General features: G+C 72.9%; 18 protein-coding genes and 2 tRNA genes. 14 read left to right on the top strand and 6 right to left on the bottom strand.

Annotated elements, in window-relative coordinates:
* Positions 1-81: 81 nt before the first annotated feature.
* The 5 genes from ACFVTF_RS01610 (at position 82) to pyrE (ending at position 5,969) form a co-directional block, all read left to right on the top strand.
* Positions 82-1,497 (top strand): amidase, encoded by a 1,416-nt coding sequence (locus ACFVTF_RS01610; protein ID WP_387807684.1) that lies wholly within the window; start codon positions 82-84, stop codon positions 1,495-1,497.
* 491 nt (positions 1,498-1,988) lie between these two features.
* A complete protein-coding gene (locus ACFVTF_RS01605; RefSeq protein WP_350876608.1) occupies positions 1,989-2,519 on the top strand; it encodes a DUF2617 family protein in 531 nt (176 codons plus the stop codon).
* A gap of 139 nt (positions 2,520-2,658) precedes the next feature.
* The gene (locus ACFVTF_RS01600) at positions 2,659-4,296 is read left to right on the top strand and encodes a polyamine aminopropyltransferase (RefSeq protein ID WP_387807681.1); all 1,638 of its coding nucleotides are present in this window, start codon (positions 2,659-2,661) and stop codon (positions 4,294-4,296) included.
* A gap of 92 nt (positions 4,297-4,388) precedes the next feature.
* Positions 4,389-5,402 (top strand): SRPBCC family protein, encoded by a 1,014-nt coding sequence (locus tag ACFVTF_RS01595; RefSeq protein WP_387807678.1) that lies wholly within the window; start codon positions 4,389-4,391, stop codon positions 5,400-5,402.
* A 30-nt stretch (positions 5,403-5,432) separates the two neighbouring features.
* Positions 5,433-5,969, top strand: a complete 537-nt coding sequence (pyrE, locus tag ACFVTF_RS01590) for an orotate phosphoribosyltransferase (RefSeq protein WP_063348526.1) — start codon at positions 5,433-5,435, stop codon at positions 5,967-5,969.
* 100 nt (positions 5,970-6,069) lie between these two features.
* On the opposite strand, the gene ACFVTF_RS01585 is transcribed toward pyrE, so the two are convergent.
* Positions 6,070-6,789, bottom strand: coding sequence for a DedA family protein (locus tag ACFVTF_RS01585; RefSeq protein ID WP_371517919.1), 720 nt, complete (start codon positions 6,787-6,789; stop codon positions 6,070-6,072).
* Between the two features lie 344 nt (positions 6,790-7,133).
* Here ACFVTF_RS01585 and fbaA point away from each other — a divergent pair, with 344 nt between their 5' ends.
* Entirely contained in the window at positions 7,134-8,156 is a 1,023-nt protein-coding gene (fbaA, locus tag ACFVTF_RS01580) for a class II fructose-bisphosphate aldolase (protein WP_063348525.1), read from the top strand.
* A gap of 113 nt (positions 8,157-8,269) precedes the next feature.
* Here the strand turns inward: fbaA and ACFVTF_RS01575 are convergent, their stop codons facing one another.
* Positions 8,270-8,689, bottom strand: coding sequence for a DUF3151 domain-containing protein (locus tag ACFVTF_RS01575; protein ID WP_350876615.1), 420 nt, complete (start codon positions 8,687-8,689; stop codon positions 8,270-8,272).
* Between the two features lie 122 nt (positions 8,690-8,811).
* Here ACFVTF_RS01575 and ACFVTF_RS01570 point away from each other — a divergent pair, with 122 nt between their 5' ends.
* On the top strand, positions 8,812-9,699 hold the full coding sequence (locus ACFVTF_RS01570) for a DUF3152 domain-containing protein (protein WP_387807673.1): 888 nt from the start codon (positions 8,812-8,814) through the stop codon (positions 9,697-9,699).
* A 17-nt stretch (positions 9,700-9,716) separates the two neighbouring features.
* Here the strand turns inward: ACFVTF_RS01570 and ACFVTF_RS01565 are convergent, their stop codons facing one another.
* From ACFVTF_RS01565 to purS, 4 genes are all read right to left on the bottom strand, one after another.
* A complete protein-coding gene (locus tag ACFVTF_RS01565) occupies positions 9,717-10,544 on the bottom strand; it encodes a sterol carrier family protein (protein WP_387807670.1) in 828 nt (275 codons plus the stop codon).
* A 64-nt stretch (positions 10,545-10,608) separates the two neighbouring features.
* Positions 10,609-12,864, bottom strand: a complete 2,256-nt coding sequence (purL, locus tag ACFVTF_RS01560) for a phosphoribosylformylglycinamidine synthase subunit PurL (protein ID WP_387807668.1) — start codon at positions 12,862-12,864, stop codon at positions 10,609-10,611.
* On the bottom strand, positions 12,864-13,541 hold the full coding sequence (gene purQ, locus ACFVTF_RS01555; protein ID WP_063348520.1) for a phosphoribosylformylglycinamidine synthase subunit PurQ: 678 nt from the start codon (positions 13,539-13,541) through the stop codon (positions 12,864-12,866). The genes purL and purQ overlap by 1 nt, the downstream gene beginning before the upstream one ends.
* Complete coding sequence (gene purS / locus ACFVTF_RS01550; RefSeq protein ID WP_045692676.1) at positions 13,538-13,792, bottom strand: phosphoribosylformylglycinamidine synthase subunit PurS; 255 nt, start codon at positions 13,790-13,792, stop codon at positions 13,538-13,540. Before purS ends, purQ begins: the two co-directional genes overlap by 4 nt.
* Positions 13,793-14,260: 468 nt before the next feature.
* On the opposite strand from purS, the gene ACFVTF_RS01545 reads away from it, so the two are divergent.
* From ACFVTF_RS01545 to ACFVTF_RS01515, 7 genes are all read left to right on the top strand, one after another.
* Positions 14,261-14,578, top strand: a complete 318-nt coding sequence (locus ACFVTF_RS01545; protein WP_063348519.1) for an Lsr2 family protein — start codon at positions 14,261-14,263, stop codon at positions 14,576-14,578.
* A 137-nt stretch (positions 14,579-14,715) separates the two neighbouring features.
* Positions 14,716-14,788: transfer RNA gene (locus tag ACFVTF_RS01540), tRNA-Gly, on the top strand.
* 39 nt (positions 14,789-14,827) lie between these two features.
* Positions 14,828-14,903: transfer RNA gene (locus ACFVTF_RS01535), tRNA-Gly, on the top strand.
* 157 nt (positions 14,904-15,060) lie between these two features.
* Entirely contained in the window at positions 15,061-16,074 is a 1,014-nt protein-coding gene (locus ACFVTF_RS01530; RefSeq protein WP_387807663.1) for an ABC transporter ATP-binding protein, read from the top strand.
* Positions 16,071-16,904 (top strand): ABC transporter permease, encoded by an 834-nt coding sequence (locus ACFVTF_RS01525; protein ID WP_387807660.1) that lies wholly within the window; start codon positions 16,071-16,073, stop codon positions 16,902-16,904. Before ACFVTF_RS01530 ends, ACFVTF_RS01525 begins: the two co-directional genes overlap by 4 nt.
* A 103-nt stretch (positions 16,905-17,007) precedes the next feature.
* A complete protein-coding gene (locus ACFVTF_RS01520; protein WP_387807657.1) occupies positions 17,008-18,240 on the top strand; it encodes a sensor histidine kinase in 1,233 nt (410 codons plus the stop codon).
* A gap of 28 nt (positions 18,241-18,268) precedes the next feature.
* Positions 18,269-18,889, top strand: coding sequence for a response regulator transcription factor (locus ACFVTF_RS01515; protein WP_350876631.1), 621 nt, complete (start codon positions 18,269-18,271; stop codon positions 18,887-18,889).
* The last annotated feature ends 26 nt before the right edge of the window (positions 18,890-18,915 follow it).

Below are 18,915 nucleotides of genomic sequence, written 5' to 3'. Positions count from 1 at the left end.
CCGGTTTATTCGATGCACTCGTATCGGTTCCCAGGCTACGGTACCGATACGAGCGCATCGGAACGAGGAGGGGAGTACGTCATGCAGGACGCCCTGTGGCGACTGACGGCCACCGCGCAGGCGGCGGCGGTACGCGGCAAGGAGGTCTCGGCCGTCGAACTGCTCGACAGCCACCTGGAGCGGATCGGCGCGGTGAACCCGCAGGTCAACGCCGTCACCCAGGTCCTGGCGGAGCGCGCCCGGGTGCAGGCCCTGGAACTCGACCGGCGTCTGGCCGCGGGCGAGGACCCCGGCCCGCTGGCGGGCGTGCCGTTCACCGTGAAGGAGACCACCGCCATCGAGGGCGTGGCCACCACCTTCGGGGTGCCGCGCTTCCGCGACCTGGTGGCGCGGGCCGACGCTCCCCCGGTCGCCCGGCTGCGCGCGGCCGGGGCCGTACCGATCGGGCACAGCAACATGCCCACCATGATCCTGGCCGGGATGCACACCCGCAGCGAGCTCTACGGCGACACCGCCAACCCGTGGGACCGCGGCCGCACCCCGGGCGGGAGCAGCGGCGGCGACGGCGCGGCCGTCGCGACCGGCCTGGCCGCGCTCGGGCTCGGCAACGACTCCGGCGCGTCCGTCCGCGTCCCGGCCGCGTTCTGCGGGGTCGCCGGGCTGGTCCCGTCCAGCGGCCGGTTCCCCGCCGACCACCGCGCGTTCGGGCCGCAGGACCCGGGGCCGGCCTCCCAGTGGCTGGTCTCCGACGGCCCGCTCGCCCGGAGCGTCGCCGACCTCCGGCTGGCCTACGAGGTGTTGGCCGGCCCCGATCCGCGCGACCCGCGGGCGCTGCCCGTGCCGCGCTACGGCGAGCCGCTGCCCGGGCCGGTGAAGGTCGCGGTGGTGGCCGATCCGGGCGGCCACGGCGTCCACCCGACGGTCCGGGCCGCGGTCGGACGCGCGGCGGCGGCGCTGCGGGACGCCGGGTACGACGTGCGCGAGGTGGCGGACGTCCCGCGACTCGACGAGGCCCTGGAGGTGTGCGACCGGATCACCATGACCGAGTTCGCGCCCAAGTGGCCCGCCGTACGCCGCCTGCTCGGCCCGGGCGGCGACCGCTACATCGAGCTGACGATGGCCCGGACCCCGCCCACGACGGCTGCCGAGCTCATGGAGCTGATGGGGAGCTGGCTGGGCATCCGCCGCTCCTGGGCCGAGTTCCTGGACGAGTACCCGCTGCTGCTCGGACCGGTGTTCACCGAACCGCCGGTCGAACCGGGCATCGAGTCCCGGGACGCGGCCGGGTGGGAGCTGGTCCGCACGGCGATGCGGCTGTGCAAGGCGACCAGCTTCGCGGGGCTGCCCGCGGTGGCGGTGCCCACCGGCCTGGCCGACGGACTGCCGACCGGGGTGCAGCTCGTCGGGCGGGCGTTCCGGGAGGACCTCTGCCTGGAGGCGGCCCAGGCGGTCGAGGACCGGCTCGGGGTGCTCGCGCCGATCGACCCCCGGCCGTGAGCGGAGCAATGATGGCCCGGCGAGTGGGCCCAGTTCTTCTCAACTCGCCTGACAGTCATGGTTGGTTGACGTCTGGTTGACGATTGAATGATGCCTGTGAGGCAATTCCCCCGGCCTCGACGGAACGCTCCGACCGCCCTGCCCGCCCGGTGCGTGCAGGGCGGTGGCGCACGAGGCGTGCACCCGGCGCACTACCAGCGTGCACGGCGCACGACCCGGCCGTAGGGGCGCGCGCTGTGCAGAGTCGCACACCGGGTCGATCAGAGCCGGGGAGCAGGTGTGCTCGAAACGGTGAATGCTTGACAAAGTTGGGTAAATCACCGGCGGACCCGGCGTATTCATGCTTCTCTGCTGCTGAATCTCCAGCCGGAATCCCTCCTTCCACGGTCGGCCGCGCCCAGGGCCGCACAGCCACGAACAGCCTCGCCATCGCCTAGGCCTACTCGGTGCTGCTCGGCGGGCGCGCACGGAGCTGAAACGCGGAGCCGAGCATGCTCACCACACTGCAGACCTCCTACACGGACACCCGCGCCGGTGACCTGGCCTGGTGCCTGGGCGGCGACCCGCTGCCCGCTCTCGCGGTCCGCGACCTGAGACTCGACGGAGGCGGCCACCCCGCCGCGTCCGGCACCCTCCAGCTGCGGCTGCTCGGCGCTTCGCACCAGGTGGTGATCGCCGCCGGCCCCGGCGAGTGCCTGGAGACCGTCGCCTGCCTGCCCGGCCGCCGCACCCCGCTGCCGGCCCGGGTGGCCAAGCAGGTCGGCGGCTGGGAGTACGAGTTCGCGGCCCGGATCGAGGCGCTGCCCCCGCACGACTTCGCGGCCCGCGCGCAGGAGCTGCTGGCCCTGGTCGAGGGTCACCCGCGCGGCCTGGCCGGAGTGTTCCCGGGCGACCCGAGCGCCTTCACCGCGCTGGTCACCCAGGGCGGCGCCGACCGGCTGCTCTGGCGAACCTGGCACGCCTACCCGCAGGAGGGCCGACTGGTCTGCACCCGCTCCTCGCTGGTGGTGTCCGGGGCATGACCGCCAACCGTCCGAACAGGGTCGCCGATCCCGCCATGGCCCATGAATCGTACGCAGGAACGATTCGTCAATCCGGCGTCCCGCACTGTCCGTCGAATGGGCGCAGCTATCCGTCCCGAACGTCCCCTAGCGTTTGTTCGTGATCAACCATCCGGCCGGTCCACCCGCCCGCTCGCGAGTGGACCTCGACGACGGCGCCCCACCCCGGCCCGGGCGGAGCCTCGCCCCCCTGCCCGCCCGCCGTCGGTCCCGGCTGCGCTCCCGCCCCCGACTGGCCCGCCTCACCGTCCTGCTGGCCGCGTTCGTCTGTGCGGCCTGCGGACTCGTGTACGAACTCGAACTCGTGGCGCTCGGCGACTACCTGCTCGGGGACTCGGTCACCCAAACCTCCGTCGTGCTCTCCGTCATGGTGTTCGCGATGGGCCTCGGCTCGCTCCTCGCCAAACGCCTCACCCGGCAGCCCGCCACCGCCTTCGCCCTGGTCGAATGCGCCCTCGCGCTCACCGGCGGCCTCTCCGTCCTCGCGCTCTACTCCTGCTGGGCCTGGATCGGCCGCTACCAGGCCGCCATGGTCGGACTCACCTGCCTCATCGGCATCCTCATCGGCGCCGAGATCCCACTCCTGATGACCCTCATCCAGCGGATCCGGCGCGAGGACGCCGGCCGCGCCGCCGCCGACCTCTTCGCCGCCGACTACGTGGGCGCGCTGATCGGCGGCCTCGCCTTCCCCTTCCTCATCCTCCCCGGCCTCGGGCCCGGCGACGGCGCCCTCGTCACCGGCGCCGTCAACGCCGTCGCCGGAGCCGCCGTCGTGCTCTGGCTCTTCCGCGAGGAACCCGCCCCCCGGATACGGCTCCTGCTCTGGGGCGGCTGCGCGCTCGTCCTCGCCCTGCTCGCCGCGGCCGCCGCCGGCTCCGGTGCCATCGAACGCGCCGCCCGGCACGCCCTCTACGGTGCGCAGGTCCGCTTCGCCGCCCGCAGCCGCTCCCAGGAGATCGTGCTCACCGGCCCCACCGAAGGACCGCTCCGGCTCTACCTGAACGGCCGCCTCACCGTCTGCGGACCGGACGAGTACCGCGGCAACGAGGCCTTGGTCCACCCGGCGATGGCCGCCGGCCCGGACGCCCGGGTCCTGCTCCTCGGCGGCGGCGACGGCCTCGCCCTGCGCGAGGTGCTCCGGCACCGCGGCGTCCGCTCCGTCCGGCTCGTCGACGCCGACCCCGCGCTCCCCCGGCTCGCCCGCACCGACCCCGGGCTCGCCGCCCTCACCGACCACTCCCTCGACGACCCCCGCGTCCACGCCACCGCCGCCGACCCGATGGCCTGGCTGCGCGGCGCCGCCACGGCCGGCGGACCGTACGACGTGGTGCTCGCCGACCTGCCCGCGCCCGCCGACGGCGGACCGGTCACCTTCCACTCCCAGGAGTTCTACGGCCTCGCCACCCGGCTGCTCTCCCCCGGCGGCCGCGTCGCCGTCCGGGCCGGCGGCGACCCGGACGGCCTCTGGCCGATCGAGTCCGGCCTGCGGACGGCAGGGCTGCAGACCGTCCCGTACGCCGTCCAGGGCAGCGCCACCGCGAGCTGCCGCCCCGACCAGCCGGGCGCCGCCCAGATCTTCCTCCTCGCGGCCGCCGCCCGGCCCCCGCTCACCCTCGCCCCCGACGCCCCACCGCCCCGCGCCCTCACCCCCGACGGCCTCCGCGGCTCCGCCACCCGCCTCGCCGCCCTCCGCCCCGCCCACCCCCCGGCCGCCCTCACCCTGCTCGGCCCCCGCTGAGCCGGGGGCGCGGGGCCGGACACCGGTGGTCCGGGGAAGTCGGGTGGCGGTGGGTGGGGACCGGACGGGGTCGGGTCGGTAGGCTCCCTGACATGGAGCATGAGGTTGTCGTCCCGATGCCCGCCGAGTTGGTGCGGCAGGCCTTGCAGGATCCGGCTCTGCTGGCCCGTAGCGTGCCGGGGCTGAGCACCGAGCCGGCCGCGGTCGGCGGAGGACCGGCGGAGGAGATCGGCGGCCGGCTGAAGCTGCGGATCGGCGGCTCCACCATCACGTACAAGGGCGTGCTGTCCCTGATCGAGGGGCGCGAGGGCGTGCTGACCGTGTTCGCCGAGGGCCAGGAGGCCCGCGGCAGCGGCGAGGCGACCGCCACCGTCCGGGTCAGCGTCGCGGACGGCGCCGAGGACGGTACCGCCGTGGTCCGCTTCACCGGCGACCTGAGCGCCACCGGCCGGCTCACCGAGTTCGACGGGGAGACCCTCGACGCCGCCGGCCGCCGCCTGCTGGACCGGTTCGCCACCGCGCTCGCCTCCCCGGACGCCGAGCCCGAGCCGGAGAGCGAGAGCGACGGCGAGAACGACGGCGAGAGCGACACGGAGACCTGCGGCGAGGCCGAGGACGGGACCGAGGACGGCACCGGGACCGACGCCAGCGTGGTGTTCATCGAGGAGCACCAGGACCAGCCCGGTGACGACCTCGACGACGACCTGTCCGACCTGATCGCCTTCTCCGACGCCGACGCCGAGCGCTTCGGCCTGCCCACCGGCGGCGGCGACGAGGACGGGCCCGAGGAGGGCGTCGCCGAGGAGCTCCCCGCCGAGCCGCTCTTCGAGTACGACGAGGAGCCGGCGGGCGGCGGCCCGGTGCGCCGCAGCATCGTCGGCCGCTCGGCCGAGGAGGTGGACCACGCGCCGCCGCGCGGGCGCTACGCCCCGGCGCTGCCGGCCCGCAGCGCCCGGGCCCGGGCGGCGTCCCGCTGGGGCGGCGAGGCCGGCGGGATCGTGGTGCCGGGTTCGGGCGGCCGCAGCGCGGTGCCGTGGATGATCGGCGGCGGGGTCGCGCTGCTGGGTGGCGCCGTGGTGCTGGTCAGGGCCTTGCGTCGGCGCTGACCGGCGGGAGAGGGCCTAGACTGGACGCTCATGAGCAACGACCGCGACGCCCTGCTGGCACAGATCAAGGACAAGGCCGTCGTACACGGCAAGGTCACCCTCTCCTCCGGCAAGGAGGCCGACTACTACGTCGACCTGCGCCGGATCACGCTGGACGGCCAGGCCGCCCCGCTGGTCGGCCGGGTGATGCTGGACGCGACCTCGCACCTGGAGTACGACGCCGTCGGCGGTCTGACCCTGGGCGCCGACCCGGTGGCCGCCGCGATGCTGCACGCCGCCGCCGCGCGCGGGCGTGAGCTGGACGCCTTCGTGGTCCGCAAGGCGGGCAAGGCGCACGGCCTGCAGCGCCGGATCGAGGGCCCGGAGGTCAAGGGCCGCCGGGTGCTGGCGGTCGAGGACACCTCCACCACCGGTGGCTCGGTGCTGACCGCCGTCGAGGCGCTGCGCGAGGCGGGCGCCGAGGTGGTCGGCGTCGCGGTGATCGTGGAGCGCGGCGGCGCGGCCGCGGTCGAGGCGCAGGGCCTGCCGTACGTGACCGCCTACGACCTGGACGACCTGGGCCTCTGAGCCCGGCCGGACCTGACAGCACGAGGGGCCGGGTCCTGTTTCACGTGAAACGTGAGACGGGACCCGGCCCCTTCGCGTGTCGTGCGCGAGGCCCCGGTGCTCAGCCGCGCCGGTGGCGGCCGCCGGTCTGCACGGGGTCGGCCTCGGCGCTCTCCACGGCGCCGCCGGCCTTCCGCTTCTTGCGCTCGCGCAGGACCTCGATCAGGATCGGCGAGATCGAGAGCAGGACGATCAGCAGCACCGCCGGGATCAGGTACTTGTCGATCACCGGGGCGAGCGCGTCGCCGAAGAAGTAGCCGATCAGCAGCATGGACTCGGTCCAGAGCACGCCGCCGATGACGTTCCACAGGAAGAACGTCCGGGCGGGCATCTCCAGGGTGCCCGCGACCGGGTTGAGGAAGGTCCGGACGATCGGCATGAAGCGGGCCAGCACCACGGCCTTGCCGGGCCCGAACTTGTTGAAGTACTCCTCCGCCTTCACCACGTACTCGCGGCGGAAGATCTTCGAATCGGGCTTGTCGAACATCTTCGGCCCGACCTTGACCCCGATCAGGTGCCCGAGCTGGGCCCCCGCGACCGCGGCCACCGGGGCGCCGACGAGCAGGACGGCGATCGGCAGCTTGGCGCCGTCGCCGAGCACCGACGAGGCGGCGTTCGACGCCGCGACGCCGGCGATGATCAGCAGTGAGTCACCCGGGAAGAAGAAGCCGACCAGCAGGCCGGTCTCCGCGAAGATGATCGCGATCAGCCCGATGGCGCCGAGGGACGAGATCAGGGATTTGGCGTCGAGGATGTTGACGGCCAGCTGGTTGTAGTCCACGGCCGCAGGATAGCGGGCCGTTCTGTACGAAGGCTTCGCCCAGCAGGTGTATCCGGTGTCCGCCGAAGGTCGCAGCAGCGGGGCGTCCGCTGACGCCGGCGGCGGACGGTCCGACTGGCGGGCTCCTGCTGACCTGCGGGCACGAGTCTGGGAGGATGGCACGGGCGTCCGGTCCGCGGCGGCACACCACCCTCATTGCCGTACCGCGGAGGTCGCTCGAACCTTGGTGCCGGAGAGCCACACCGCAGCGCCGCGCGTCGGCGGCCGGCACGGAGTCGTACCGAAGGCGTACACAGCGTCGGACAGCACCGTCCGTACGCCGCAACCCGACAGGAGCGGATCGCATGCCCATCGCAACTCCCGAGGTCTACAACGAGATGCTGGACCGGGCCAAGGCGGGCAAGTTCGCCTACCCGGCCATCAACGTCACCTCGTCGCAGACCCTGCACGCCGCACTGCGTGGTTTCGCCGAGGCCGAGAGCGACGGCATCATCCAGATCTCGACCGGTGGCGCGGAGTTCCTGGGCGGCCAGCACAACAAGGACATGGTGACCGGCGCCGTGGCGCTGGCCGAGTTCGCGCACATCGTCGCCGCCAAGTACGACATCACCGTCGCGCTGCACACCGACCACTGCCCGAAGGACAAGCTGGACGGCTACGTCCGCCCGCTGCTGGCGGTCTCCGCCGAGCGCGTGGCCAAGGGCCAGAACCCGCTGTTCCAGTCGCACATGTGGGACGGCTCGGCCGAGACCCTCGCCGACAACCTGGCGATCGCCCAGGAGCTGCTGGCCCAGGCCGCCGCCGCCAAGATCATCCTTGAGGTCGAGATCACCCCGACCGGCGGCGAGGAGGACGGCGTCACCCACGAGATCAACGACGAGCTGTACACCACCGTCAACGACGCCGTGCGCACCGCCGAGGCGCTGGGCCTGGGCGAGAAGGGCCGCTACCTGCTGGCCGCCTCGTTCGGCAACGTGCACGGCGTCTACAAGCCGGGCAACGTCGTGCTGAAGCCGGAGCTGCTGCGCGAGCTGCAGGACGCGATCGGCAAGCAGTACGGCAAGACCGACCCGTTCGACTTCGTCTTCCACGGCGGTTCCGGCTCGACCGCGGCGGAGATCGCCACCGCGCTGGAGAACGGCGTCGTGAAGATGAACCTGGACACCGACACCCAGTACGCCTTCACCCGCCCCGTCGTGGACCACATGTTCCGCAACTACGACGGTGTGCTGAAGGTCGACGGCGAGGTCGGCAAGAAGAACACCTACGACCCGCGCACCTGGGGCAAGCTCGCCGAGGCGGGCATGGCCGCCCGTGTGCTGGAGGCCGCGCAGCAGCTGCGCTCGGCCGGCAACCGCCTGAAGTGAGCCCGGCGGCCGGGCCGAGCCCGGCCACGGTGTGAACGCGGATGCGCCCCCCGGTGGACTTCACCGGGGGGCGCACCTGTGGGTGGGTCTGCTGCCTCAGCAGCCGTGCGGGTCTACTGCTTCAGCTCCGCGTACGCCTCCGCGCTGCTGTCCTTCAGGAACTGCCAGCAGCGGGCCTCCTCCTCGGTCTCCTTGATCGCGCCGGCCGCCCGGGCGAGCCCGGCCAGGCAGCGCAGGAAGCCGCGGTTGCCGCGGTGCTCCCACGGCACGGGACCGTGGCCCTTCCAGCCGTTGCGGCGCAGCGCGTCCAGGCCGCGGTGGTAGCCGGTGCGGGCGTAGGCGTAGGACTCGACGTAGCGGCCGGCCGCGTAGGCGTCGTCGGCGAGCATCGCCCAGGCGAGGCAGAAGGTCGGGAAGTCGGCGGCCACCTGGGTGGGTGAGGCCGATTCCTCCGCCAGCATGCGGTAGGGCTGCTCGTCCTCCGGGAGAAGGGTCGGGTCGGGGCCGTCGAGAAGATTCCGGTGAATCGCCATGCAGGCAGTCTGCCATCCGGGGCGCCAGGGTCAACCGCCGTCCCGGGATCGGCGGCCGCCGCCGGGCGCCTGCATACCCGGTATGTGGACATTCACCCGTTCGCCATGCCAGGGTGTCGATCATGCCCGCAGCCAGATCCGCCGCCAGGAGCGGCAGCGCCCGCGGCCGCCGACGCCGCCGGCCGCCGCGCAGGCTCGGGCCCGGCATGCTCGCGGCGCTGGTCACGGCGGTGGCGGTGCTGGGCGGTACGGCGGTCGTGCTGACCCGCTCCTTGGACGCGCCCGACGGCGGGCCGACCGCCCAGGCGCGGATCGCCCCGCCGACCGACCAGGCTCCCTCGCCCGCCGGCCCGACGCCGACCCCGACGCCGACCGACACCCCGAGCGAGCCCCCCGCTCCGCCCTCGACGCCCACCCCCACCACGCCCGCCACGCCCGATCCCGGCCCGGCCAAGGGCGCGGGCACCTTCAGCATCGCCGCCGCCACCGCCCAGCCGGTCGGACGCGGCACCGTGCGCCGCTACCGGGTGGAGGTCGAGGACGGCATAGGCATCGACGCCGGCGCCGCAGCCACCCAGATCCACGGCTTCCTCGGCGACAAGCGCGGCTGGACCAACGACCGCAAGAACGGCTTCCAGCTGGTCGCCGGCGGCGGGTACGACTTCACCGTGAAGATCGCCTCGCCGGCCACCGTGGACCGGATCTGCGGCGCCTCCGGCCTGGACACCCACGGCGAGGTGAACTGCAACGTCGGCAACCAGGTGCTCGTCAACTCCAAGCGCTGGAACACCGGTTCACCGCAGTTCAGCGGCCCGCTCGACGAGTACCGGGCGCTGATCATCAACCACGAGGTCGGCCACCGGATAGGCCACGGGCACGAGACCTGCCCCGGCCCCGGCAAGCCGGCGCCCGCGATGATGCAGCAGATCTACGGACTCAAGGGCTGCGAGCCCAACGCCTGGCCGTACTCGGAGAACGGCACCTACCTCAGCGGGCCGTCGGTGCCGTAGGACGCCCCGAAGCGCGGTTACCCGAGCACCGGCAGGTACTCCCGCAGGTCGCTGCGCTCGCCGGAGGCGGAGACCGCCGCCGCGTCCACCGCGGCCGCCCAGTCGGCCCGGCCGGCGGCCAGCCGGATCCAGGTCAGCGGGTCGGTCTCGACCACGTTCGGCGGGGTGCCCCGGGTGTGCCGGGGGCCCTCGACGGCCTGCACGACGGCGTACGGCGGGATCCGCAGCTCGACCGCGCCGCCCGGCGCGCGGTCGGCGAAGGCGTCGGCCAGCAGCCGGGTGACGGCGGCGACGGCCTGGCGGTCGTGCGGGAAGCCGTCGAGGCCGAGCGCGGCGGCCAGGTCGTCGGCGTGCACGACGGTCTCCACCAGCCTGGTCACCAGCATGTCGGCGAGTGTCATCGAGCCCAGCCGGATCTCGAACCGCCGTACCGGGTCGGCGGCTTCGGGCCGGTCCAGCAGACCGGTCAGCGCGGCGGCCGCCCGGGCGAAGGCCCGCGCCACCGAGGCCGCGTCCCCGCCGAAGTCGCCCGCGGCCCTCGCCCGGGCCTGCTCGTCGAGCAGCGGCGCGACCGTGCCGACCGCGGCCACCCACCCCGGCAGGTCCAACGGCGCCCGCCCTTCCAGCGGATCGTCGAGGTGCTCGGGGACGAAGTCGAGCTGGACGGCGAGGTGCGCGATCAGCTCGCGGACCGTCCACTCCCCCAGCCTGGTCGGCCGGGCCAACCACTGCTCGGCGTCCGGACGTTCGCACAGCTGCCGGACGGCGTCGCGCAGCGCGCCGGTCTGCGCCGCGAGCGCGGCGCGCACCTTCTGCGGCTGGTAGGTACGGGGCTTGGGGGGCATGGCCCCAACATACGCCGAGGGGCGGACGGCCCCGTCGGACCGTCCGCCCCTCGAACCACGCGGGTCAGGCGAGCAGAGCCTCGATGACGCCGGTGTGGGCGTCCTTCAGCTCGGCCAGCGAGACGCTGAACTGGCCCTGGACGTCCAGGGATTCGCCGTCCACGACACCGATGCGGGTGGCCGGCAGGCCGCGCGCGGTGCACATGTCGTTGAACCGGAGCTCCTCGCTGCGCGGCACCGCCACGACGGCGCGGCCGGCCGACTCGGAGAACAGGAACACGAACGGGTCCGCGCCCTCGGGCACGATGATCCGCGCGCCGTGGCCGCCCTTGAGGCAGCTCTCCACGAGCGCCTGGCCGAGGCCGCCGTCGGAGAGGTCGTGCGCGGCGTCGATCATGCCGTCGCGCGAGGCGGCGATCAGGATGTCGCCGAGCAGCCGCTCGCGCTCCAGGTCGACCTTGGGCGGCAGACCGCCGAGGTGGTCGTGGACCACCTGCGACCAGGCCGAGCCGCCGAGCTCGTCCGCGGTGTCGCCGAGCAGGTAGAGCAGCTGCCCCTCCTCGGCGAAGGCGACCGGGGTGCGCCGGGTGACGTCGTCGATGACGCCGAGCACCGCGACCACCGGGGTCGGGTGGATGGCGACCTCGCCGGTCTGGTTGTACAGCGAGACGTTGCCGCCGGTGACCGGGGTGCCGAGCACCAGGCAGGCGTCGGCCAGGCCGCGGGTGGCCTCGGCGAACTGCCACATCACGTCCGGGTCCTCGGGGGAGCCGAAGTTGAGGCAGTCGGAGATCGCGAGCGGCTTGGCGCCGCCGGCCGCGACGTTGCGGTAGGCCTCGGCGAGGGCCAGCTGGGCGCCGGTGTACGGGTCCAGCTTGGTGTAGCGGCCGTTGCCGTCGGTGGCGACCGAGACGCCGAGGTTGGTCTCCTCGTCGATCCGGATCATGCCCGAGTCCTCGCCGACCGAGAGCACGGTGTTGCCGAGCACGTAGCGGTCGTACTGGTCGGTGATCCAGGACTTGGAGGCCTGGTTCGGGGAGCCGGCGACCTTCAGCAGGTCGGCCTTGAGGCCCTCGCCGGTGGTCGGGCGGGCCAGCCGCTCGCCGGTGGGGGCGTCGGCCTGCAGCGCGTCCTGCCAGCTCGGGCGGGCGTACGGGCGCTGGTAGGTCGGGCCCTCGTGGGCGACGGTGCGCGGCGGCACGTCGACGACGAGTTCGCCGTGCCAGAAGATCTCCAGGCGCTCGCCGTCGGTCACCTCACCGATGACGGTGGCGATGACGTCCCACTTCTCGCAGATCTCCAGGAAGCGGTCGACCTTGCCGGGCTCGACGATGGCGCACATGCGCTCCTGCGACTCGCTCATGAGGATCTCCTCGGGCGAGAGCGTGTTGTCGCGCAGCGGCACGGTGTCCAGCTCGACCCGCATGCCGCCGGAGCCGGCGCTCGCCAGCTCCGAGGTCGCGCAGGACAGGCCCGCGCCGCCCAGGTCCTGGATGCCCTTGACGAGCTTCTCCCGGAAGATCTCCAGGGTGCACTCGATCAGGAGCTTCTCCTGGAACGGGTCGCCGACCTGGACGGCCGGACGCTTGGTCGGCTTGGTGTCGTCGAAGGTCTCGGAGGCGAGCACGGAGACGCCGCCGATGCCGTCGCCGCCGGTGCGGGCTCCGTACAGGATGACCTTGTTGCCGGCGCCGGAGGCCTGCGCGAGGTGGATGTCCTCGTGCTTCATGACGCCCACGCACAGCGCGTTGACCAGCGGGTTGCCCTGGTAGCAGGAGTCGAAGACGACCTCGCCGCCGATGTTCGGCAGGCCCAGGCAGTTGCCGTAGCCGCCGATGCCCGCGACGATCCCGGGCAGCACGCGCCGGGTGTCCGGGTGGTCGGCCGCGCCGAACCGCAGCGGGTCCATCACGGCGACCGGGCGGGCGCCCATCGCCAGGATGTCGCGCACGATGCCGCCGATGCCGGTGGCCGCGCCCTGGTAGGGCTCGATGTACGACGGGTGGTTGTGCGACTCGACCTTGAAGGTCACGGCGTAGCCCTGGCCGACGTCGACCACACCGGCGTTCTCGCCGATGCCGACGAGCATCGCGTCCGAGTCGGGCTTCTTGTCGCCGAACTGCTTCAGGTGGACCTTGCTGCTCTTGTACGAACAGTGCTCCGACCACATGACCGAGTACATCGCGAGTTCGGCGCCGGTCGGGCGGCGGCCGAGAATCTCGCGGATGCGCGCGTACTCGTCCTCCTTGAGCCCGAGTTCGGCCCAGGGCTGGGCGACGTCCGGGGTCTGCTCGGCGTTCTTGACGGTGTCGAGGCTCATCAGGCGTTCACCAGCTGCTTCAGGACGGAAGTGAAGAAGCCCAGGCCCTCGACGGTCGGACCGGTGAGCGGCTCCACGGCGTGCTCCGGGTGCGGCATCAGGCCGACGACATTGCCGGCGGCGTTGGTGATGCCGGCGATGTCGCGGTACGAACCGTTCGGGTTGACGTCCACGTAACGGGCCACCACCCGGCCCTCCGCCTCCAGTTGGTCCAGGACGCGCTCCTCGGCGACGAACCGGCCCTCGCCGTTCTTCAGCGGAACGACGATTTCCTGGCCCGCCGAGTAATCCCGGGTCCAGGCGGTACCGGTGTTCTCGATGCGCAGCTTCTGGTCGCGGCAGACGAAGTGCAGCGAGTCGTTGCGGGTGAGCGCGCCGGGCAGCAGGTGCGATTCGCAGAGCACCTGGAAGCCGTTGCAGATACCGAGGACCGGCATTCCCAGCTTCGCCTGCTCGATGACGGTGTCCATCACGGGCGAGAAGCGGGAGATCGCGCCGCAGCGCAGATAGTCGCCGTAACTGAATCCGCCCGGCAGGACGACGGCGTCGACCTGGTGGAGATCCTTGTCACGGTGCCAGAGCGCGACCGGCTCGGCGCCGGCCAGGCGGACCGCACGCTGGGCGTCACGGTCGTCGAGGGAGCCGGGGAAAGTGACGACGCCGACGCGGGTGGTCACTTCGCCGCCTCCTCGACGCGGACGGTGAAGTCCTCGATCACGGTGTTGGCGAGAAAGGTCTCGGCGGCTTCGCGGATACGGGCGAGCGCGGCGTCGTCGACCGGGCCCTCCACTTCCAGCTCGAAACGCTTGCCCTGGCGGACGTCGGCGATCCCGGTGAATCCGAGACGGGGCAGTGCACGCTGCACCGCCTGGCCCTGGGGGTCGAGGATCTCCGGCTTGAGCATGACGTCGACTACGACGCGTGCCACTGGCACTCCCGGTGGTGTCTTCGGTGAGGCGGGGGAACTCCAGACTACCGGGGGTTTCGGGCGGGATTGCTGGCCGGGGCAGGCGACGCGCGTAGACCCGAGACCCTTACGCGACAAGGGATCCAAGCCCGTGAACCCCCGGCCGGGCCGCGCGGTTTCCACGGATTCGGCCCCCGGAACGAGAACACCCGAAGAACACCCGAATACGGCACTCCGGGACAGATCGACCCGTCCCGCACTCCGGTATCCGGCACTCCGGCGAAGACACGTGAATATCCGGAAAAGAATGCCGGACTCTTCGATTTCGACCCCCTTCGGGTGCAGAATAGGGCCACCTGTCGCGGCAAGTGCTGCGTATCCGGCGGGCCACCAGGCCTGCCCGTATGCGCTTGCGCGAGTGGGTGCACATCAGGCCCCCGGACGCACCCCGCGGACCGGCGGCCGAATTGCCCGAGAGGATTGACACCCATGGCTCAGCGTGTAGTTGTCACGCTCTCCGACGACCTGGACGGCGGCGCCGCGGCGGAAACCGTCCACTTCGGCGTCGACGGGAAGTCGTACGAGATCGACCTGTCCGTGGACAACGCGGAAAAGCTGCGGGAGGCCCTCGCTCCGTTCGTCGCGGCCGGCCGCCGCCAGAGCCGCACCGGAAAGTCCTTCCGCCGCACCGCGCTCACCCCGGACCCGGCCGCGGTGCGCGCCTGGGCCCTGTCGCGCGGCATGGAGCTGCCGGCCCGCGGACGCATCCCCAAGCACGTGTACGAGCAGTTCGCCGAGGCGAACTGACCGCCCCGGGCACCCCGGTCGCCCCGCCCGCCTGGACCGAAAGGGTGGGGCGACCACCCCGAACGATGCTGTAGAGTAATCCTCGTCGCCGCAACGGAGAGATCCGAAGAGGCGGCGGGTGCCCCACCAGGCACCGTGCGGACGTGGCTCAGTTGGTAGAGCATCACCTTGCCAAGGTGAGGGTCGCGAGTTCGAATCTCGTCGTCCGCTCGCAGTGCGCGAGCACAGCACAACTCCATAGTTAGACCTGCGGACGTGGCTCAGTTGGTAGAGCATCACCTTGCCAAGGTGAGGGTCGCGAGTTCGAATCTCGTCGTCCGCTCCAGAACGAAAGGCCCCCTCGATCGAGGGGGCCTTTCGGCATTCCCGCGCCACGCCGATCCCGGCCCATGACATTTGTCATCGCCGACCCGTGGATCTCCACCGCCGTCTCATGACGGCGCGCACTGCCCGCCCGGCCGGGGAGGCGGAAGGCTTGAGCCATGGAAACGAGCCAGCCCCTCCGCCCCGGCGACAGCGTGATCGAGGTCACCGACCTGCACCGCCACTACGGCACCGGCACCACCGGCTACCACGCCGTCCGCGGCGTCGACCTGACCGTGGGCCGCGGTGAGCTGTTCGCCCTGCTCGGCACCAACGGGGCGGGCAAGACCTCCACCATGGAGCTCATCGAGGGCCTGGCCGCCCCCACCGGCGGCACCGTCCGGGTGCTCGGCCACGACCCCCACCGGGAGCGCGCCGCCCTCCGCCCGCGGATCGGCATCATGCTCCAGGAGGGCGGCTTCCCCGGCGACCTCACCATCGCCGAGACCGGCCGCAGCTGGGCCGGCATGACCAGCGGCGCCCGCCCGGTCGACGAGGCCCTGGAGCTGGTCGGCCTCGGCCACCGCCGCGACGTCCGGGTCAAGCAGCTGTCCGGCGGCGAGCGGCGCCGGCTCGACCTCGCGATGGCCCTGCTCGGCCGCCCCGAGGTGCTCTTCCTGGACGAGCCCAGCACCGGCCTCGACCCCGAGGCGCGCGCCGCCGTCTGGCGGCTGGTCCGCGAACTGCGCGCCCAGGGCACCACCGTGCTGCTCACCACGCACTACCTGGAGGAGGCCGAGGAGCTCGCCGACCGGCTGGCCATCATGCACGGCGGCCGGATCGTCACCACCGGCACCGTCGCCGAGGTGATCGCCGGCCGGCCCTCCCGGATCAGCTTCGAACTCCCCGAGTTCACCGGGACGGCGCTGCCGGTCCTCGCCGGGGCCGAGATCGCCGTCGACGGCCGCAAGGTCACCGTGCAGACCGGCGGCCTCCAGCACACCCTCTTCGAACTGCTCGGCTGGGCCCAGCAGCACGGGATCACGCTCGGCTCCCTGGACGCCCGCAGCGCCTCGCTGGAGGAGGCCTTCCTCGCCATCGCCTCCGAGGCCGCCCACCAGGCCCCGCCCCAGTCGCCCGCCGCCCCCACCGCCCGCCCCGCCCGCCGCCGCCTGATCGGATCCGCCCGATGACCACTGCCACCGCCGCCAAGACCGCCGCCGGCCCGCAGAGCACCACCGCCCGCCGGCTGCTCGCCCTCGGCCGCGCCGAGGCCACCCTGCTGCTGCGCAACCGGGCCGCCCTGTTCACCGCGCTGCTGCTGCCGCTGCTGCTGATCGCCGGCCGGCACAACATGCTCAAGCAGCAGGCCGAGTCCCACCCCGGACTGGACGTCGACACGCTGCTGATCACCGGCACCATCGGCGGCGTCCTCGCCTTCGTCGTCTACTACAACCTGACCGCCGCGTACGTCGCCCGCCGCAACGAGCTGGTGCTCAAGCGGCTGCGCACCGGCGAGGCCCGGGACATCGAGATCCTGGCCGGCACGGCGGTGCCCTCGGTGAGCCTCGCCCTGATGATGTGCGCCGTGGTCGGCGTCGGCGCGGCCGCCCTCCTCAAACTCAGCACGCCGGTGAACCCGCTGCTGCTGGCCGTCGGGCTGGTCCTGAGCATCGCCGTCTTCATCGCACTGGCCGCCGTCTCCAGCGCCTTCACCAAGACCGTCGAGACCGCCGGCATCACCACCCTCCCGGTGCTGCTGGTCTCCCAGTTCGGCTCCGGCCTGCTCATCCCGCTGGAGATCATGCCCCCCGGGCTGGCCGACTTCTGCCGCCTGCTGCCCACCACCCCGGCGTTCCAGCTGATCCGGATCGGCTGGACCGGCACCGACGGCTCGGCCGCCGCCACCGGCTTCGCCGGCACCTGGTCCACCGCCGCCCCGCACCTGGTGACCGGCGCCGTCTGGCTCGGCCTGGCGGTCTGGGGCGCGGTGCGCTACTTCCGCTGGGAGTCGCGCCGCTGACGCCCCGGCGGGCACCCGCTCCGGAAGTGCGAAGGTCAGGCCCCCGTTCCGCCTCTGATATGAAGGTAGCGACACGATCTTGATCGAAACGGGGAGCGATTCGATGGCCGTCCAGGGGCCGGTCCGCAGATGGAAGGGCTTCGGCAAGCCCCAACGCGCCGAGCTGTACTTCCGCTGGTCGCTCTACATGGTGGCCTGGTGCATCGTTCCGGTGAACCTGGTGTTCAGCGCCTCCTCCGTCGAGAACCTCGACCGGTCGATCGGCGCCGTCCGGGTCACCCTGGTCGTCTCGCTCGCCTCCACCCTGCTCTGCCTCCGGGCGTTCCGCACCTCGCTCGACCACTACCTGCACCGCCCCACCGAGCACCTGCGCTGGCTGATCGTCAACAGCGCGCTCTCGGTCGCCGGTTCCTGGGCCGTCCTGCTGCTGGGCCCGTCCTCCGCCGAACCCGGGCGGCCCGGAGGGCCACCGTTCACCGCGTCGGTCGCCATCGCCCTGCTGTGCGCCGCCATCGGCCCGATCAGCGTGGGGCTGCCCCTGCGCCGGGCCTTCGCCGCCGGACTCGGACTGATCCTGCTGGTCTCCCCGGCGATGCTGCTGGCCGGGATGAGCCCCGCCACCACGGCCGGACTCGCGGTCGGGGCGTCGATCAGCCTGACCTTCCTCGTCGGCACCTGCCGCAGCTTCGCCTGGGTGACCGCGATCATCTGGGAACTGGAGACCGCCCGCGAGGCCCAGTCCCGGCTGGCCGTCGCCGAGGAGCGGCTGCGGTTCTCCCGCGACCTGCACGACGTGATGGGCCGCAACCTCACCACCATCGCGCTCAAGAGCGAACTCGCCGTCCAGTTCGCCCGCCGCGGGCGCCCGGAGGCCGCCGACCAGATGGCCGAGGTGCAGCGGATCGCCCAGGAGTCGCAGCGCGAGGTCCGGGACGTCATCCGCGGCTACCGCACCGCCGACCTGCACGCCGAGGCGATCGGCGCCCGCGCGGTGCTGCGCAGCGCCGACGTCGTCTGCGAGATCGACCTCGGCGAGAACGCCGACCAGCTGCCGCCGCCGGTCCAGTCGGTGCTCGGCTGGGTGATCCGCGAGGCCACCACCAACGTGCTGCGGCACAGCGAGGCCGCCCACTGCCTGATCCGGCTGAACCTCCAGGACGGCCGCGCCGTCCTGGAGCTGGAGAATGACGGGGTGCCCGCCGTCCCGCTCCCCTCGCTGGGCGGCGGCACCGGACTGCGCGGCCTGCGCGAACGGCTGGCCGCCCACGACGGCGAGCTGACCATCCCCGAGACCGCCCGGGGCACCTTCCGGATGCTCGCCGCCGTCCCGCTCTGACCCGCACCCACCGACGGAGGACCGCCCGATGACCGACCCCGCACCCGTGCGCGTCCTGCTCGCCGACGACGAGCACCTGATCCGGGGCGCGCTGGCCGCGCTGCTCTCCCTGGAGGAGGACATCACCGTGGTCGCCGAGGCCGGCTCCGGCCCGGAGGCGCTGGCGATGGCGCAGGCCCACCGCCCGGACGTCGCGGTGCTGGACCTCCAGATGCCCGGCAAGGACGGCATCGAGGTGGCCACCGAACTGCGCCGGCTGCTGCCGGACTGCCGCTGCATGATCGTCACCGGCCACGGCCGCCCCGGCTACCTCAAGCGGGCGCTGGAGGTCGGGGTGCGCGGCTTCCTGCCGAAGACCGTCTCGGCGGCCGACCTGGCCGGCATCATCCGGACCGTCCGGGCCGGCGGCCGGTACGTGGACCCGGAGCTGGCCGCGGACGCGATCAGCGCGGGCGAGACCCCGCTCACCCCGCGCGAGACGGACGTCCTGGAACTGGCCGCCGACGGCACCTCGATCACCGAGATCGCCGAACGGGCGGCGCTGTCCCCCGGCACCGTCCGCAACTACCTGTCCTCGGCGGCCGGGAAGCTGGGCGCCGAGAACCGGCACGCGGCGGTGCGGATCGCCCGCGAGCACGGCTGGATCTAGGTCCGAACACGGGCACGGCTCGCGGG

The organism is Kitasatospora sp. NPDC057940 (genome assembly GCF_042887425.1).
Taxonomy (GTDB): domain Bacteria; phylum Actinomycetota; class Actinomycetes; order Streptomycetales; family Streptomycetaceae; genus Kitasatospora.
This window is presented reverse-complemented; position numbering and strand designations above follow the sequence as displayed.

Bases quoted from the DNA above. Each gene is read 5' to 3' on its own strand.
- purL (WP_387807668.1), bottom strand. From the start codon at position 12,864: ATGAGCCTCGACACCGTCAAGAACGCCGAGCAGACCCCGGACGTCGCC.
- ACFVTF_RS01595 (WP_387807678.1), top strand. From the start codon at position 4,389: ATGGAGCATGAGGTTGTCGTCCCGATGCCCGCCGAGTTGGTGCGGCAG.
- ACFVTF_RS01605 (WP_350876608.1), top strand. From the start codon at position 1,989: ATGCTCACCACACTGCAGACCTCCTACACGGACACCCGCGCCGGTGAC.
- ACFVTF_RS01610 (WP_387807684.1), top strand. From the start codon at position 82: ATGCAGGACGCCCTGTGGCGACTGACGGCCACCGCGCAGGCGGCGGCG.
- ACFVTF_RS01515 (WP_350876631.1), top strand. From the start codon at position 18,269: ATGACCGACCCCGCACCCGTGCGCGTCCTGCTCGCCGACGACGAGCAC.
- ACFVTF_RS01565 (WP_387807670.1), bottom strand. From the start codon at position 10,544: ATGCCCCCCAAGCCCCGTACCTACCAGCCGCAGAAGGTGCGCGCCGCG.
- ACFVTF_RS01570 (WP_387807673.1), top strand. From the start codon at position 8,812: ATGCCCGCAGCCAGATCCGCCGCCAGGAGCGGCAGCGCCCGCGGCCGC.
- fbaA (WP_063348525.1), top strand. From the start codon at position 7,134: ATGCCCATCGCAACTCCCGAGGTCTACAACGAGATGCTGGACCGGGCC.
- pyrE (WP_063348526.1), top strand. From the start codon at position 5,433: ATGAGCAACGACCGCGACGCCCTGCTGGCACAGATCAAGGACAAGGCC.
- ACFVTF_RS01525 (WP_387807660.1), top strand. From the start codon at position 16,071: ATGACCACTGCCACCGCCGCCAAGACCGCCGCCGGCCCGCAGAGCACC.
- ACFVTF_RS01545 (WP_063348519.1), top strand. From the start codon at position 14,261: ATGGCTCAGCGTGTAGTTGTCACGCTCTCCGACGACCTGGACGGCGGC.
- ACFVTF_RS01520 (WP_387807657.1), top strand. From the start codon at position 17,008: ATGGCCGTCCAGGGGCCGGTCCGCAGATGGAAGGGCTTCGGCAAGCCC.
- ACFVTF_RS01575 (WP_350876615.1), bottom strand. From the start codon at position 8,689: ATGGCGATTCACCGGAATCTTCTCGACGGCCCCGACCCGACCCTTCTC.
- ACFVTF_RS01530 (WP_387807663.1), top strand. From the start codon at position 15,061: ATGGAAACGAGCCAGCCCCTCCGCCCCGGCGACAGCGTGATCGAGGTC.